This is a genomic window from Streptosporangium sp. NPDC000396 (assembly GCF_042898655.1).
Taxonomy (GTDB): Bacteria; Actinomycetota; Actinomycetes; order Streptosporangiales; family Streptosporangiaceae; genus Streptosporangium.
In genome coordinates this window covers 120,310-135,218 of record NZ_JBIAZA010000008.1, presented here as the reverse complement: position 1 = coordinate 135,218, position 14,909 = coordinate 120,310, and the positions used below count along the sequence as shown (strand labels likewise).

Below are 14,909 nucleotides of genomic sequence, written 5' to 3'. Positions count from 1 at the left end.
GGGCCTTCAGGCGGGGACCATCTCCCTGGACGGGCGGGGGACGGCCAGCTCCATCAGCTCGTCCATCGCCTCCTGCAGGTGGCCCATCAGCCGCCACACGTCCGCCACCTGCTCGGGGCAGGAGAGGATGCCGAAGTTCAGCGAGCCGTCGTAGGAGAAGCAGGTGATGTTGAGCCCGCCGCTCACGTCGGTCAGCACCGACATCGGGTAGTAGCCGAGCACCCGTGCCCCGCACAAGTACAGCGGCACCTGCGGCCCCGGCACGTTCGAGATGATCAGGTTGATCGGCGGCGGCATCTTCGAGGCCAGCCGGAACACGGCGGGGGTCGCGAGCGAGGTGACGGTCGCGGGCAGCATCGACGACAGCTCGCTCATCCAGGTGGCGGGAGAGCCCGCGAAGCGCCGCTTGGCCGTGCGCATCGTCTCTCCCATGGTCCGCAGCCGTTCGAGGGGGCAGGCCAGGTCGGTCGGCATCGGGGCGACCATGGCGGAGATCTGGTTGCCGACCACGTCCTGGGCGCTCGCCGTACGGACCGCGACCGGGACGGCGGCGATCAGCGGCTGGTCCGGCAACGCGTCACGCTCACGCAGCCAGGAGCGCAGCGCCGAGGCGCACAGCGTCATGACCACGTCGTTGACGCTGAGCCCGAAGGACTTGGCGACCCGCTTGACGTCCGCGAGGGGGATCGAACCGTAGGAGAACCGCCGCTCGGCGCTGATCGGGCCGTTGAGCGGCGTGCGCGGGGCGGACAGCGAAGGCGGCGCCGGAAGCTCCCGCGGGCTCCCGGAGATCATCCGGGTCGCGGCGGCCACCATCCGGGCTCCCGGCAGTGCCTCGGCCACCGGGATCACGTCGAGGTCGGTCACCACCCTGCCCAGCGAGCGCAGCGCCCTGGCGGGGTGGGTCACCGACCGGGTCACGGCCGTGGCGATCATCGCGGCCGGTCCCGGGGCGGTGGTCGCCCGCGAGGAGGCGGGGGGCTCGACCGTGCGAGGCTCGGGTGTGAGGTCCAGCAGGGCGGCCAGGACCTCCGCGCCCGACACCCCGTCGATGGCGCAGTGGTGGACCTTGGCGTAGAGGGCGGCCCGGCCGCCGGTCAGGCCCTGGATGAGATGCATCTCCCAGAGCGGGCGGGTCCGGTCCAGGTGCCGCTCGTGGATCCGGGTGATCTCCTCGGCGAGCTGGGCCTCGTCGCCGGGCAGGGGGAGGGTCACCTCGTAGACATGGTCGGCGACGTCGAGGTCGGGAACCTCCGTCCAGTAGGGGTGGTCGAGGCCGAACGGCACGCCGGCGAGGCGCAGGTTCAGTGCCGGGGCGAGATGCAACCGCTCGCGGAGCAGCCCGATCAGGGCCTCCCGCGTGACGGCACCCGTGGGAGCGCAGGCCGAGGCGAGGATCGCCACCCCGGCGAGGTGGGCGGCGGTGGTCGCCGATTCGGCGTTGAGGAACTGCGCGTCGAGTGCGGTCAGCTGGCGCATTGATCAATTCCTCCTGAAGGAAATCAGACAGCGGGTATGGCCAATCATCGTTCTGGTTCGTTTCCACCTCATTTCTGTGGGGCGGCCTTGCGAGTCTTTCAGATGAAATCCAGCGCTCTGGCCGCGCTTTTTGGTATGGCATCGTTCCTGATCGCCTGGTACGTGCGCCGTACAGGGAAAATATTCGACACCGTTTCCAAGAGGTAAGAATCGTGTATGCGTATGCGTACGCGAATGCCGGTTGGTCGATATGGTCTACGGGTTCGCCGCGGTTTCGGTTAACCCTTCACGACTTTTACGGGGTGGCGGACGGCGGCGTCGAAGAGGTAGCCGAACTCGTTGTGCGTGGTCCGCGGCGGCTGGACCGCGCCGGTCTCGTCGGTGGCCCGGGCCAGCAGGGTGTGCGGGCCGACCTCCTGAGGGCTCCAGGTGATGTGCCAGCGGGTCCAGGCCGGGACGACGTGGGGGCCGAGCAGCTGGGTGTGGTGCCAGGTGGCGCCCTCGTCGAAGCTGACCTCCACCCCGGCGACGCGCCCGTTGCCCGACCATGAGCGCCCGTGCAGCACGTGTGGGCGCCCGACCGCCAGCGTGGCCTCCCAGGGCAGCTCGAAGGCGCTCCTGATCCCCTGGACGGACAGCGGGGCGCTGCCTCCCGGCGGGTAGGCCTCGCCGAACATCCGGTAGAACTCGGTGTTCCACGGTGAGGCCAGCGGGGAGGTGGAGACCTCGATGTCGCCGACCCATTTGATCGAGGCCAGGCCGATCCAGGAGGGGACGACCAGTCGCATCGGGTAGCCGTGGTCGGGCGGGAGCGGCGCGTCGTTCATCTCATAGGCGAGGATCACGTCCTTGAGCGCCTTGGACACCGGAATGGGGCGGCGCACCCGGCCGTAGTCGACCCCGTCGGCGACGTAGTCGGCGTCGAGTCCGCGCGGCATGACGTCGACGGCGTCCGGGGTGAGGCCCGCCAGCTCCAGCACCGCGGCCAGCGGCGCCCCGCGCCAGCGGGCCACCCCGATGCCGCCGAGCCGCCACGGGGTGCCGGTGATCTCCTGGTCCTGCTGGGTGGCGAAGAAGCTCCGGCCGTTGCCGGCGCACTCGATCGCGACGTCTCGTGTCACCGACGGCAGCGCGAGCAGCTCCTCGTAACCGAAGCTCCGGGGGTTGCGCAGCCCCGAACCGTGCAGCCGGAGGTGCCAGGTCGCCGCGTCGATGATCGGGGTCGAGGTGTGGTTGCGTACGAAGAACCGTTCGTTGGGCACGTGGTAACCGACGTCGCGCATCGCCTCCCAGCGCATCTCGGCGTTGGTCTCGTGCGGGATGAACAGCTCCGGCGGCAGTGGCTTGACGATCCCTGGGCAGCCCTCCCCGGCGGCCGTCTCCCCGGTGAGCGTCTCCCCGTCGACGGCGGCCAGCCGGAGCCGGTCGCGGTTGCCCCGATCGCGCCGACCGGCACGGGCGCGCTGGCGGACGCCCTCGCTGCTGTGGTCCTCGTACGGCACGGGCACCTCCCCTTCCACTACATATATTTCCTACCAAAAAACCATGTAATTTACGAAGGGGGTAATGGTTTTGTGGCGGTCAGTGACCCAGGAAGGTTAGCAGCCGCTCCAGCGGCCAGGCGTTGATCACGTCGTCGGCGGTGAGCCAGGCGCGCTGGGCGATGCCGATGCCGAAGCGCTGGTTGGCCAGGTGGGGCACGGCGTGGGCGTCGCTGTCGATGGAGAACTTCACGCCGTGGTGGCGCGCCAGCCGTACCAGGTCGGAGGGGAGGTCGGAGCGGTCGGGGAAGGAGTCGATCTCCAGCGCGGTGCCGGTGCGCGCCGCGGCGCGGAACACCGCGTCCCAGTCGGCGTCCACCGGAGGGCGCTTGCCGATCTGGCGGGTGGTGGGATGGCCGATGACGTGCACGTGCGGATTCTCGCAGGCGGAGATGAACCTCCGGGTCATCTCCTCGCGCGACTGGGTGAAGTGCGAGTGCACGCTCGCCACGCACACGTCGAAGCCCGCCAGCACCTCGGCCGGCCAGTCGACCGAGCCGTCGGGGGCGATGTTGAGCTCGGTGCCGTGCAGCAGCCGCATGTCTGGATATCTCTCCTGGAGCCGCCGGATCCGCTCGCGCTGTTCCAGGGCCTTGTCCAGGGTCATCCGGTGCATCGCCAGGTCGGGGGCGTGGTCGGTCACCGCGTAGTAGGAGTGGCCGCGGGCGTGAGCCGCCGCGACCATGTCTTCCAGCGAGGCGATGCCGTCGGTCAGATCGGTGTGGGTGTGCAGGTCGCCCCGGAGGTCGTCCAGGGTGATCAGCACGGGCAGCTCGCCCTTGAGCGCGGCGGTGATCTCCCCGCCGTCCTCGCGCAGCGTCGGCGGGATCCACGGCATGCCGAGCGCCTGGTAGATGTCCTCCTCGCGCTCGGCCGCGATCACCCGATCGCCCTCGAACAGCCCGTATTCGGAGAGCTTCCAGCCCTTCTTCACCGTGATCTCGCGCAGGTGCACGTTGTGCTCTTTGGAACCGGTGAAATATTGCATCGCGGCGCCCCACGACTCGGCCGGGACCACGCGCAGGTCCACCTGGATGCCCTGGGTGGTGCGGACCGAGGTCTTCTTCTCGCCCGAGGCGATGACCTCCGCGACATATGGCTGGCCCTTGAAGTCGTCCATCAGGGACTCGGGGCCGACCGCGAGGATGTCGATGTCGCCGATGGTGTCCTTCATCCGGCGCAGCGATCCGGCATAGGCGATCCGCTCGGCGGGCAGGGAGGCGATGATCCGCTCTGCCAGGTCCATGGCCACGCCGATGTGCACCCTGGTGCTGGCCTGCTCAAGCTGCTCGATGCCTTTGAGCAGGTTCTCCTCGGTCTTGGCGCCGAAGCCCTTCAGGCCCTTGAGCCGCCCCTGCCCGATGGCCTCGGCGAGCGCCTCGGGGGAGTCGATGCCGAGCTCCTGGAAGAGGAAGACGGCCTTCTTCGGCCCGAGCGAGGGGACCCGGGTCAGCCTCCGCACCCCCTCGGGAACCTTCGCGCGCAGGTCGTCGAGCTGCCGGAAGCTGCCCCTCGCGAGGTGCTCCTCGACCTTCTTGGCGATCGCCTCGCCCACTCCCGGGACGCTCCGCACGGCGGTGGTCGCGATGTCTTCGGGGAACCCCGCGATCGCCTTGGCCGCCTTCTGGTAACTCCGCACCCTGAACGCGTCGCCACCCGTCATCGCGAACAGCTCGGCGTATTCCTCAAGGGCGGCCGCCACAGCGTCATTAGCTCGTGCCATAGGCCCAGCCTAGAAGATCGCACCGACGTTTTCCCGGGTCGCCCCGGCCGGCCGGACCGAGGTCCGTATGTCCTCAGACGCCCGGCGGGGCGGAAGGGACACCGGCCGGTTTCCTCGTGTAACGGTGCTTGGCGCCGGGCGGGAAATACTCGGGGTCGCCCGCCTCGCGCAGGCGGATGACCGGTGGCCGCCTCTCCGGGGGAACGTAGTTGGCGAACTCACTGTTGAGGCGGAGCAGCTGGGCCAGGATCGAGTCACCGACGATCCGGGCCGTCTCCTCGGAGTGGCGCAGGCCAGGCGCCAGCTCGACCGTCACGGTCAGCTGCCGGTCCCGCCGGGCGTCCTCCACCACCTCGAGCACGAACTTGCCGGTCACCATGGCGCTGACCTCCGGCTGTTCCAGGCCGACCGCGATGTTCTCCGGATAGACGTTGGCGCCGTAGTAGGAGACGGTGAAGTGGCTGCGGCCGAAGACATAGGCGAAGGGCAGGCGGGGGTCCTCGACGGTGGGGTGGAAGCCGTGCCGCCGGAGGAAGGCGATCATGCGGTCGTGGGGGACGAGGCCTCCTTCGTCGGCGATGTGGTAGCGGATGAGCGGGATGCCGTTGTCGCCGGTGAACAGCAGGGTGCCGTTCTGCTCCTCGAAGAAGCGCACCCGCGGGTCATACTGGACGAGGCTCGGCAGACGTGACTCGCCGAACAGCTGCCTGGCCTTCTCGGGATGCGCGGCGAGGAAGCGGCGGATCTCGACGGACAACGGGGTCTCGTTGCCGAGCACTCCGGCGTCGGCGGTGCCGTAGAGAGAGGCGGTGTCGCGTGCCGGGTCGGTCATCCCCGCGCGCTCGGCGACCAGGGTGCGCCACTCCTCGCTGAACACCTCTCCGGCGGTGACCAGCTTGATCGAGTAGTCGGCCCACGGTAGGCCCTGGGCGAGGCCGGTGTCGATGACGTCCTTGAGGAACGGCGGGTAGCCGAGCAGCACGACCTGGTCGAAGTGCGGTGCCAGCTCCGGGATCACCCGGAGGATCTCGCGTTTGTCGCTCCCGGGGGCGACGGCGGTGATCGGATAGCCCTTCGCGGCGAGATGGCGGCAGCAGCCGAGGGTGAACAGGCCGCCGACCCAGGTGCCGAGCGCGAAGCAGACGACGGCGAGGGTCCGGCGCTCCGCCGCCTGGAACGCGTCCCGGAAGACCTGCTCGAACCGTTCGGCGATCACCTGCTCGTCGGCCGCCGACCGTGGCCAGAACGACGGCGTGCCGGTCGAGCCCGACGACACCGCGATCATGTCACCGATCACGCCGTCCCGGCACAGCTCGGGGAGGGGATAACGGCGGGTGTAGTTGTCCTTGGTGGTCAGCGGTAGCCGTACGAAATCCTGAAATGTCTTGACCTGTGTGGCATCCACCCCCTGATCCCTGAGAAAAGCGCCGTAGGCGGGCACCGACGCCGCAACCCGATGAAACAGCTCGACCGCGCGGTCACGAGGATCCATCAGCCGACTTTACGACTTCCGCTTGGCGAATCCCGGTGTTCGCGGCGAGAATCCCGTGCCGCCCGCCTGGAGGCAGGCCGCCGCATCAACCCGCGCGAACGGGGAACGGGTCGGATAGAGGGCACCTCCCGGTCTTCGGGGTTTCGAGCACGGCGGGATCACGCCGGCGATGCGCATCGCGGCTGCCATGGCCTCCGGCCACGGGCGGGAGGCCGAGGCCGGATCTTCTGCTGGAACGGATACGCGATGGAAGAGACGGACGAGGTCCGGGAGATGGCGCTTCCCCTGGAGGAGGTGGCCGACCTCGGCCCGCTGACGGATCGCATCGGCGACGCCCGGTGCGTGCTGCTGGGTGAGGCGAGTCATGGAACCCACGAGTTCTACACCTGGCGGGCGGCGTTGACCCGCCGGTTGATCGAGGAGCGCGGTTTCTCCTTCGTGGCGGTGGAGGGGGACTGGCCGGACTGCTGGCGGGTCAACCGCTCGGTCACGCTGGCGGACGACTCGCCGCAGGACCCGTGGCAGGCACTGGACTCCTACCGCCGCTGGCCGACCTGGATGTGGGCCAACGTCGAGACCGCGCATTTCTGCCGGTGGCTGCGGGGGCACAACGCGGGCCTGCCGTACGGCAGGCGGGTGGGTTTCTACGGCCTGGACGTCTACAGCCTGTGGGAGTCTCTGCGGTCCATCCTCCTCTACCTGCACGAGTATCACCCGGACTATGTGGAGACCGCGCTTGATGCCTACCGCTGCTTCGAGCCCTGCCACGAGGACCCGCAGGCGTACGCCCGGAGCGTCCGGCTGGTGCCGGAGGGGTGCGAGCGGGAGGTGGTCATGCTGCTGGCCCGGGTACGGCAGGCGGTCCCCGCCGACTCCGCGGACCCGGCCGAGAGCCTGAACGTCTGGCAGAACGCCGAGGTGGCGGCGGCCGCGGACCGCTACTACCGATCCATGGTCAGCGGCGGGGCGGAGTCGTGGAACGTCCGCGACACCCACATGGCCGACACCCTGGATCGGCTGCTGCATTTCCACGGTGCGGACGCGAGGGCGGTCGTATGGGCCCACAACACCCACATCGGCGACGCGAGGGCCACCACCATGGCGCGGGGCGGGATGGTGAGTCTCGGGCAGCTCGCCAGGGAGCGGCACGGCCCGGACGGCGTCGTGCTGGTCGGCTTCGCCACCGCCCGCGGCGAGGTGGTCGCGAGCCCGCGCTGGGGGGCGACCTCGGAGGTCATGCCGGTCCCCTCCCCGCCGCCGGACACCGTCGAGGGGCTGCTGTCCGGCCCCGGCGGAGATCTGGACCGCTCCCTGTTCGTCTTCGCGGACCGGCCGGGCGCCCGCTGGCTGGCGACCTGGCGAGGGCACCGTGCCATCGGCGTGGTGTACGACCCGACGCGGGAGCGGCGCAACTACGTGCCGAGCAAGATGGGCGATCGCTACGACGCCCTTTGCTGGCTCGCCAGGACCTCCCCGCTCCAGCCACTGCACCTGGAACGGGAGGGCCGCGGAGAACTGGAGACCGTGCCCACCGGGGTGTGAGCCCGGCAGGCCTCGCGACCCCTCAGATTCCGGAGGCGGAGATCACCTCGGAGACCAGGCCGGGGGAGGTGACCAGGCGGGCGTATTCGGGCCGGCGCAGCTCGCCGCCCATGAACGGATAGGGGTTGCGGTGGATCGCGGGGCTGGGCGCGTCCACCAGCGCGGCGAAGTGGATCTCCTTGGCCCTCGTGGCCTCGGCGACGCGGTTCACGTTGCGAGGCGTGATGCCTCCGCCGGGCATGACGATCAGCTGATCCCCCGCCCGCTCGACCAGTGAGGCGATCAGCGGCGCGCCTTCGAGCGCGGTGGTGTCCTGGCCGGAGGTGAGCACCCGGTCGACGCCCAGCGAGGTGAGCGTGTCCAGGGCGGCGAACGGGTCCGCGGTCATGTCGAAGGCCCGGTGGAAGGTGACCGAGAGCCCTTCGGCCGTGTCGATGAGCCGCTTGGTCACCTCGACGTCCACCTGGCCCGACGGTGTCAGGGCCCCGACCACCACCCCCTGCGCCCCCGCGTCACGGACGGCCGCCACGTCGCGTTCCATGGCGGCGATCTCGTAGTCGTCGTAGATGAAGTCACCGCCCCGAGGGCGGACGATCACATGGACGCGGATCGAGGAGACCGCCGCGAGGGTCGTCTCGACGGTGCCGAGGGTGGGGGTGAGGCCGCCGTCGAAAAGCGCCGCGCACAGCTCGACGCGATGCGCCCCCGCCTGCTCGGCCGCCAGCGCGCCTGCCGTACTGTCAATGCAGATTTCATATTTAAGACTCATTTTTCCCCCAAAGCATGGATTTGGCCGACCGGGATGCCCCCGTCCGGCACCGGAACAGTCACGGACCCGGCCGTCCCCGTGACGGGCGCGCTCTCGGCGACCGGGGCGAGTTCAGGCACGGGCGAGCCTTCTTCGCGGCCGGCCGGACTGGGGAGTGCGGGCTTCGAGGACGCGGGCGAGTTTGGACAGCGACGCGTTGACCGCCAGGTAGATCAGCGCGACGACGACATAGGTCTGGATGAGCAGGCCGTTGTAGGTCGCCAGGATCTTGCCGCTGTAGAGGAGCTCGGCGTAGCTGACGACGAAGCCGAGCGAGGTGTCCTTCAGCAGGCCGACCGACTGGCTGACGATCGAGGGCAGCACGCGCCGGGCCGCCTGCGGCAGCACGATCAGGCGCATGGTCTGGCCGTAGGTGAGCCCGACCGCGAGGCCCGCCTCGCTCTGGCCGCGCTCGACGGACAGGATCCCGGCGCGGAAGATCTCCGCGAACGCCGCCGCGTTCGAGACCGCCAGCGGCACCACGAGCTTCCAGAACAGCGGCAGATCCAGCCCGTAGCGGGGCAGCGCGAACAGCACGATGTAGACCAGCAGCAGCGCCGGGACGGTCCGGACGACCTCCACGTACGCGGCGGCGGGCATCCGCACCCACCGGCGCCGCGACAGCCGTCCCAGGGCCAGCGCCAGCCCGGCCGCCATCGCGAGCGCGGCCGACACGACCGCCGCCAGGGCGGTGGACCACAGCCCGTTGAGCAGGTAGCGCCACATCGGCCAGGTCGCGTACGGCTGCCAGCGGACGGCGTCGAGCTGGCCGTTGGCGGCGAACTGGCGTACGGCCAGCGCCAGCAGACCCAGCACCGCGGCCGCCCCCACCACGGTCGCGATCCGGATCCTGCGGCGGGCACGCGGGCCGGGCTCGTCGAAGAGCAGGTTGCTCAACGGACCACCACCAGCCGTCGTTCGAGCCGCCCGGTGACGAAACCGGCGCAGGCGGCGATCAGCGCGTAGGCCAGGCCCGCCCCGACGAAGATCGGGATGGGCTGGGCCTCCGTGAGGTTCACCCGGTTGGCGGCGGCGGTCAGATCGACCACGCCCACCGCGGCCGCGAGCGAGGTGTTCATCGTCAGCGCGATGAAGACGTTGCCCATCGGCTGGATCACCGTGCGCAGCGCCTGCGGCAGGACCACGTGGCGCAGGGACTGGCCGAAGGTCAGCCCGAGCGCGCGGGCCGCCTCGCCCTGCCCGGCGGAGACCGCGTTGACGCCGGAGCGCAGCGCCTCGGCGATGTAGGCGGCCTCGTAGAGCGCGATGACCACGATGGCGGTCACCAGCAGGTCGGCCTTGATTCCGATCTCCGGCAGGCCGAAGACGGCGAGCACCAGCAGCACGAGGAGAGGCAGGTTCTGGAGGGTCTCCACGTAGACCGTGCCGATCCCGCGCAGGACGCCGACCGGGCTGACCCGCATGGCGGTGATCACGAGCCCCACGACCGCGGCGCCGGCGAACGACGCCGCGGTCAGCTGGAGGGTCACGATCAGCCCCTGCCAGAACTCCGGCAGATGATCGAGGATCGCGGACATCAGGAACCCGGCACCGATCCGATCTGCGGCGGGGTGGGAGCCTCACCCTGCACGACCGTGCCGAGGGAGTTCTTCCAGATCTGCTGCCAGAGGCCGTCGGCCTGGGTCTTCTTCAGCCAGTCGTTGACGAACTTCTTGAACTGGTCGTCGCCGTGCTTGAGGCCGATGCCGTACGGATCGGTCGTGAACGGCTGGCCGACGATCTGGACCGACGGGTCCTTCTGGGCGTTGGCGACAAGGAGGGTCTCGTCCTGGACGTAGGCGACGCCGCGGTCCTGCTTGAGCGCCTGCATGCACTCGGGGTCACTGCCGAAGGTCACGATCTGCGCCTGCGGGGCGACCTTCTTGATCGCCGGGATGGCCGGGGTGTTCGCCCCGGCGATGACGGTCTTGCCGTTCAGGTCCTCCGGCTTGGCGATCCCCGAGGTGCCCTTCTTGACCGCGATGGTCAGGCCCGAGGAGTAGTACGGCCCGGCGAAGGCGACCTGCTTGGCCCGCTCGGGGGTGATCGTGTAGGTCTGGAAGACGACGTCCACGGTGCCGTTGCTCAGCAGCGCCTCACGGGTCTCCGACGCCGAGTTGACGATCTTCACCTTGGGCTCGCCGATGATGTACTTGGCGAGCGCCTTGCCCATGTCCGCGTCGAACCCCTCGACCTGGCCGGTGACCGGGTTCTGCTGCGACAGCAGCGGCGCGTCGAGCGACCCGCCGACGATCAGCTCGCCTCGCTGCTTGATCTTTTCCATCGTGGAGCCGGGCAGGATGTCGGCGGCGGCGGCCACCGGCGCCTTGGCCAGCAGATCACCGCCCTTGGCCTCGCCCGGCACCGCCGGGCTGCCGGTCCCGCCCGGCACGGCCGAACTGCCGGAATCCGTGCCCGCACAGGCCGACAGGCCGATCATCGACACGGCGGCGACAGCGGCCACCCGCTTCATGGACACCATCGGGCCCACCATCCTTTGCGATCAGTGAGTGAGTACCTTGGCCAGGAAGTCCCTGGCCCGGTCCGTCTCGGGAGCGTGGAAGAAGACGTCCGGCGCGGCCGTCTCGACGATCTGGCCGCCGTCCATGAACACCACGCGGTCGGCGGCTCTGCGGGCGAAGCCCATCTCGTGGGTGACGACGAGCATGGTCATGCCGTCGGCGGCGAGCTGGGCCATCACGTCCAGGACCTCGCCGACCATCTCGGGGTCGAGGGCCGAGGTGGGCTCGTCGAAGAGCATCACCTTGGGGCGCATGGCGAGCGCGCGGGCGATGGCGGCCCGCTGCTGCTGCCCGCCCGAAAGCTGCGCGGGCAGCTTGTCGGCCTGCTCGGCGATGCCGACGCGTGCCAGCAGCTTCCGCCCGGTCCTCTCCGCCTCGGTACGGCTGACGCCGCGCACCTTCATCGGCGCGAGCATGACGTTCTCCAGCACGCTCATGTGCTGGAAGAGGTTGAACGACTGGAAGACCATGCCGACGTCGGCCCGGAGCCGGGCCAGCTCCCGGCCCTCCACGGGGGCGGGGACACCGTCGATGAGGACGTCGCCCGAACCCGCGGTCTCCAGCCGGTTGAGACAGCGGCACAGCGTGGACTTCCCGGACCCGGAAGGGCCGATCACCACGACGACCTCGCCCTGCTCCACATCAAGATCGATATCGCGCAGCACGTGGTGGTCGCCGAACCATTTGTTCAGCCCTTGGACCTTAATCATTGCCATCTTCCTTCGAAATCGAAGATAAAACGGAACGTAAGGGATGATTCTGGGCTAAGTCAACAGATTGCCGTAGCAAGTGCAGGCGTGGTATTCCTCTCTCCATGTCAGGCAAAGAGAGGCTGCCCATACGGGGGGCTCAAGGTGATCTCTTACGCCTCGTCGCCACCAGCCATGCCGAGTCGCGCGCCGAACTGGCCCGCCTCTCCGGCCTGGCCGCGTCGAGTGTCTCCCTGCGCGTCGAGGAGTTGATCGACGCCGGGCTGCTCGTCGAGGAAGGGCCGGGCACCTCGCGCGGCGGCCGGCGGCCACGGCGGCTGCGGGTCAGCCCCACCGCGGGGCTGCTCGCCGTGGCCGACCTCGGGACGCACCACGCCCGTCTCGGCCTGCTCGACCTCAGCGGCACCCCGCTGGTCGTCGAGGAGCGCCCCTGCGACATCACGCTGGGCCCCGAGGCGACCCTGGACTGGATGGCCGACTCGTTCGAGGAGCTCCTGGCGGCCCACGGCCCGCCCGGCGTCCCCCTGCGCGGGGTCGGCACCGGCATTCCCGGCCCCGTGGACCCCGCCAGCGGTCGCGTGGTGTCCCCCTCGCGCCTGCCCGGCTGGAACAACTTCCCCATCGCCGAGTATCTCGGCGCGCGCTACGACCTGCCGGTGCTCGTCGAGAACGACGCCAACCTCATGGCCGTCGGCGAGGCCCGCTCCTGGCCCGGCCTCGACAACCTCATGGTGCTGAAGGTCGGCAGCGGCATAGGGTGCGGTGTGATCGTCGACGGCCGCCTGCACCGGGGCCGTGGCGCGGCCGGCGACATCAGCCACGTCCGGGTCCGGACCGACTCCTCCGTCATGTGCTCCTGCGGCCACCCCGACTGCCTGGAGGCCTACGCGAGCGGAGCCGCGCTGATGAGCGCCCTGGCCGAACAGGGCATCGTCGTATGGCGGCCCGCCGACCTCGTCGCCCTCGTCGAGGACGGCGTGCCCGAGGCCACCGCCCTGATCAGGAACGCCGGCCGCCTCATCGGCGAGGTGCTCACCGTCCTGGTGAACTTCCTCAACCCCGACGCCATCGTGGTCGGCGGCAGCCTGTCCACGGCCGAGCTGCTGATCTCGTCGATCCGCGCCGCCGTCTACGAACGCTGCCTGCCCCTGGCCACCCGAGATCTGGAGATCGCCGCCACGCGTTCGGGTCCGGACGCGGCGTTGCTGGGCGCCGGGTCCCTGCTCCTGGACGCCGTGCTGAGCTGAGCGAGCCGGGCGCCCGGCCGGTCCCCGCCCGCAGGGGGCCCCGCCCGGGCACCCGCTTCGCCGACCCTCATGACGCCTCTCGGCCGTCCCCGTGACGTCTTTCGGCCGCCCGGCGAGGAGCAGCGCGAGCGGGTGTGATGGGATTTGTCTTGTGGTCGCGATCCGCTGTCTTCGTGATCCGATCGGGTGACATGTCGCGGCTGTCTTGACCTGCCAGAGATGGGAGGTAGACATGACCGGCATCGTCTCGCCGGGGTTCTCCGGCCGCCGTCGCGGCGGCACCCCGGACCTGCCGCCCGGGCAGTATCTCACCGAGGACTTTCCCGTGCTCTCGGCTGGGCCCACGCCCCAGATCCCCATGGACGACTGGCACCTCACCGTCACCACCGAGACCGGCCATCCGCACCGATGGGACTGGGCGGAGCTCAACTGCCTTCCCGTCGAACAGATCACGGTCGACCTGCACTGCGTCACCAAGTGGTCCAAGCTCGGCACCGCCTGGGAAGGCGTCTCGCTGGACACCCTGCTCGCCGAGGTGGAGACCTCGGCGGATTACGCCCTGGTGCACTCCTACGGCGGTTACACCACGAACCTGCCCGTGGAAGACCTGCTCGACGGGCAGGCGTGGATCGCCATCCGTTACGAGGGTGAGGACCTCGCCCCCGAGCACGGCGGGCCCGCCCGGCTGCTCGTGCCGCACCTGTATCTGTGGAAGAGCGCCAAGTGGGTGAGCGGCATCCGGCTCCTCAACGAGGACCGGCCCGGATTCTGGGAGAGCGTCGGCTACCACAACTACGGGGACCCATGGCGAGAGCAACGGTACTGGGGCGACTGACCTGGAAGGTCGCCACGGTGGCGGACGTCCGCGACGAGACCCCGACCGCCCGCACGATCGCCCTGGACGTGCCCGGCTGGCCCGGTCACCTGGCGGGCCAGCACGTCGACGTGCGGCTCACCGCGCCCGACGGCTACTCCACCCAGCGGTCGTACTCCATCGCCTCGGCGCCGGACGGAGACCGTCTGGAGCTGACCGTCGAACGGCTGCCCGACGGAGAGGTCTCCCCGTACCTCACGCAGGTGCTCGCCGTGGGAGACCCGCTGGAGATGCGCGGTCCGATCGGCGGCTGGTTCGTGTGGCGGCCCGAGGCACCGGAACCGGTGCAGCTGATCGCGGGAGGCTCCGGCATCGTCCCGCTCATGGCGATGATCCGCACCCGGGCGGCGGTTCCCGGCCCGGCACCGTTCCGGCTCCTGTACTCGGTGCGTGATCCCGAGGCGACGCTGTACCGCGACGAACTGCGCGACTCGTCGAGGAACGGATCGGGCCTGAACGTCACCTACACCTACACCCGCCGGGTGCCGGAGGGCTGGAAACGCCCCGCCGGACGCGTCGACGCCGGTCTGCTCGCCACGGCCGCCTGGGCGCCGGAGACGGGGCCGACCTGCTTCGTGTGCGGGCCGACCGGCTTCGTCGAGGCCGCCGCCGGGCTGCTCGTCGCCGCCGGCCACGACCCGGCCCGCATCCGCACCGAACGTTTCGGCCCCAGTGGAGGATGACGATGACCGAGAACCACCTCGACGGGAACGCCGCCGGAGGAGCTTTGCGGGAGGTGTTCGCCGTTGATCTGACCGCAGCCACGGGTCTGTGCTCGACCTGCTCGCGGACCTTCGTCGTGGCCGAGGCGCGCCTCTACACCCGCGCCCCCGGCCTGGTGGGCCGCTGCCCCGGCTGCGAGGCCGTCCTGTTCCGGCTGGTGCGGGGGCCGGGGCGGGTGTGGCTGGATCTGCGCGGGATGACATGCGTGCAGTTCGAGCTGCCCGGCGATTCGTGACGGCTCCACCGGA

The 14,909-nt window shown here is 70.1% G+C and carries 14 protein-coding genes; 5 read left to right on the top strand and 9 right to left on the bottom strand.

The features are described 5' to 3' along the window. Positions 1-6 precede the first annotated feature (6 nt). The 4 genes from ACFY2X_RS15080 to ACFY2X_RS15065 form a co-directional block, all read right to left on the bottom strand. On the bottom strand, positions 7-1,479 hold the full coding sequence (locus ACFY2X_RS15080; RefSeq protein ID WP_389938050.1) for a wax ester/triacylglycerol synthase family O-acyltransferase: 1,473 nt from the start codon (positions 1,477-1,479) through the stop codon (positions 7-9). 278 nt (positions 1,480-1,757) lie between these two features. After that, positions 1,758-2,981 carry a sulfite oxidase gene (locus ACFY2X_RS15075; protein ID WP_389938049.1) on the bottom strand — a complete coding sequence of 408 codons (1,224 nt, stop codon included), beginning with the start codon at positions 2,979-2,981 and terminating at the stop codon, positions 1,758-1,760. 79 nt (positions 2,982-3,060) lie between these two features. Next, entirely contained in the window at positions 3,061-4,743 is a 1,683-nt protein-coding gene (polX, locus tag ACFY2X_RS15070; RefSeq protein WP_389938046.1) for a DNA polymerase/3'-5' exonuclease PolX, read from the bottom strand. 73 nt (positions 4,744-4,816) lie between these two features. Continuing rightward, a complete protein-coding gene (locus ACFY2X_RS15065) occupies positions 4,817-6,235 on the bottom strand; it encodes a phenylacetate--CoA ligase family protein (protein ID WP_389938044.1) in 1,419 nt (472 codons plus the stop codon). Between the two features lie 246 nt (positions 6,236-6,481). On the opposite strand from ACFY2X_RS15065, the gene ACFY2X_RS15060 reads away from it, so the two are divergent. After that, positions 6,482-7,777, top strand: coding sequence for an erythromycin esterase family protein (locus ACFY2X_RS15060; RefSeq protein WP_389938041.1), 1,296 nt, complete (start codon positions 6,482-6,484; stop codon positions 7,775-7,777). Between the two features lie 22 nt (positions 7,778-7,799). Here ACFY2X_RS15060 and ACFY2X_RS15055 read toward each other — a convergent pair whose 3' ends face one another. The 5 genes from ACFY2X_RS15055 to ACFY2X_RS15035 form a co-directional block, all read right to left on the bottom strand. Continuing rightward, a complete protein-coding gene (locus ACFY2X_RS15055) occupies positions 7,800-8,546 on the bottom strand; it encodes a copper homeostasis protein CutC (RefSeq protein ID WP_389938038.1) in 747 nt (248 codons plus the stop codon). 111 nt (positions 8,547-8,657) lie between these two features. After that, entirely contained in the window at positions 8,658-9,482 is an 825-nt protein-coding gene (locus ACFY2X_RS15050; protein ID WP_389938035.1) for an amino acid ABC transporter permease, read from the bottom strand. Next, on the bottom strand, positions 9,479-10,123 hold the full coding sequence (locus ACFY2X_RS15045) for an amino acid ABC transporter permease (RefSeq protein WP_389938032.1): 645 nt from the start codon (positions 10,121-10,123) through the stop codon (positions 9,479-9,481). The genes ACFY2X_RS15050 and ACFY2X_RS15045 overlap by 4 nt, the downstream gene beginning before the upstream one ends. Continuing rightward, positions 10,123-11,067 (bottom strand): glutamate ABC transporter substrate-binding protein, encoded by a 945-nt coding sequence (locus ACFY2X_RS15040; protein ID WP_389938029.1) that lies wholly within the window; start codon positions 11,065-11,067, stop codon positions 10,123-10,125. The genes ACFY2X_RS15045 and ACFY2X_RS15040 overlap by 1 nt, the downstream gene beginning before the upstream one ends. 21 nt (positions 11,068-11,088) lie before the next feature. Next, on the bottom strand, positions 11,089-11,817 hold the full coding sequence (locus ACFY2X_RS15035; protein WP_389938026.1) for an amino acid ABC transporter ATP-binding protein: 729 nt from the start codon (positions 11,815-11,817) through the stop codon (positions 11,089-11,091). A gap of 104 nt (positions 11,818-11,921) precedes the next feature. On the opposite strand from ACFY2X_RS15035, the gene ACFY2X_RS15030 reads away from it, so the two are divergent. From ACFY2X_RS15030 to ACFY2X_RS15015, 4 genes are all read left to right on the top strand, one after another. After that, positions 11,922-13,064, top strand: coding sequence for an ROK family protein (locus ACFY2X_RS15030; protein ID WP_389938023.1), 1,143 nt, complete (start codon positions 11,922-11,924; stop codon positions 13,062-13,064). Between the two features lie 232 nt (positions 13,065-13,296). Beyond that, on the top strand, positions 13,297-13,899 hold the full coding sequence (locus ACFY2X_RS15025; RefSeq protein WP_389938020.1) for a sulfite oxidase-like oxidoreductase: 603 nt from the start codon (positions 13,297-13,299) through the stop codon (positions 13,897-13,899). After that, a complete protein-coding gene (locus tag ACFY2X_RS15020) occupies positions 13,869-14,621 on the top strand; it encodes a ferredoxin reductase (protein WP_389938017.1) in 753 nt (250 codons plus the stop codon). Before ACFY2X_RS15025 ends, ACFY2X_RS15020 begins: the two co-directional genes overlap by 31 nt. Before the next feature lie 2 nt (positions 14,622-14,623). Continuing rightward, the gene (locus ACFY2X_RS15015) at positions 14,624-14,896 is read left to right on the top strand and encodes a DUF6510 family protein (RefSeq protein WP_389938014.1); all 273 of its coding nucleotides are present in this window, start codon (positions 14,624-14,626) and stop codon (positions 14,894-14,896) included. Positions 14,897-14,909: the final 13 nt, after the last annotated feature.

Bases quoted from the DNA above. Each gene is read 5' to 3' on its own strand.
- ACFY2X_RS15080 (WP_389938050.1), bottom strand. From the start codon at position 1,479: ATGCGCCAGCTGACCGCACTCGACGCGCAGTTCCTCAACGCCGAATCG.
- polX (WP_389938046.1), bottom strand. From the start codon at position 4,743: ATGGCACGAGCTAATGACGCTGTGGCGGCCGCCCTTGAGGAATACGCC.
- ACFY2X_RS15065 (WP_389938044.1), bottom strand. From the start codon at position 6,235: ATGGATCCTCGTGACCGCGCGGTCGAGCTGTTTCATCGGGTTGCGGCG.
- ACFY2X_RS15060 (WP_389938041.1), top strand. From the start codon at position 6,482: ATGGAAGAGACGGACGAGGTCCGGGAGATGGCGCTTCCCCTGGAGGAG.
- ACFY2X_RS15055 (WP_389938038.1), bottom strand. From the start codon at position 8,546: ATGAGTCTTAAATATGAAATCTGCATTGACAGTACGGCAGGCGCGCTG.
- ACFY2X_RS15045 (WP_389938032.1), bottom strand. From the start codon at position 10,123: ATGTCCGCGATCCTCGATCATCTGCCGGAGTTCTGGCAGGGGCTGATC.
- ACFY2X_RS15040 (WP_389938029.1), bottom strand. From the start codon at position 11,067: ATGGTGTCCATGAAGCGGGTGGCCGCTGTCGCCGCCGTGTCGATGATC.
- ACFY2X_RS15035 (WP_389938026.1), bottom strand. From the start codon at position 11,817: ATGATTAAGGTCCAAGGGCTGAACAAATGGTTCGGCGACCACCACGTG.
- ACFY2X_RS15030 (WP_389938023.1), top strand. From the start codon at position 11,922: ATGTCAGGCAAAGAGAGGCTGCCCATACGGGGGGCTCAAGGTGATCTC.
- ACFY2X_RS15025 (WP_389938020.1), top strand. From the start codon at position 13,297: ATGACCGGCATCGTCTCGCCGGGGTTCTCCGGCCGCCGTCGCGGCGGC.
- ACFY2X_RS15020 (WP_389938017.1), top strand. From the start codon at position 13,869: ATGGCGAGAGCAACGGTACTGGGGCGACTGACCTGGAAGGTCGCCACG.
- ACFY2X_RS15015 (WP_389938014.1), top strand. From the start codon at position 14,624: ATGACCGAGAACCACCTCGACGGGAACGCCGCCGGAGGAGCTTTGCGG.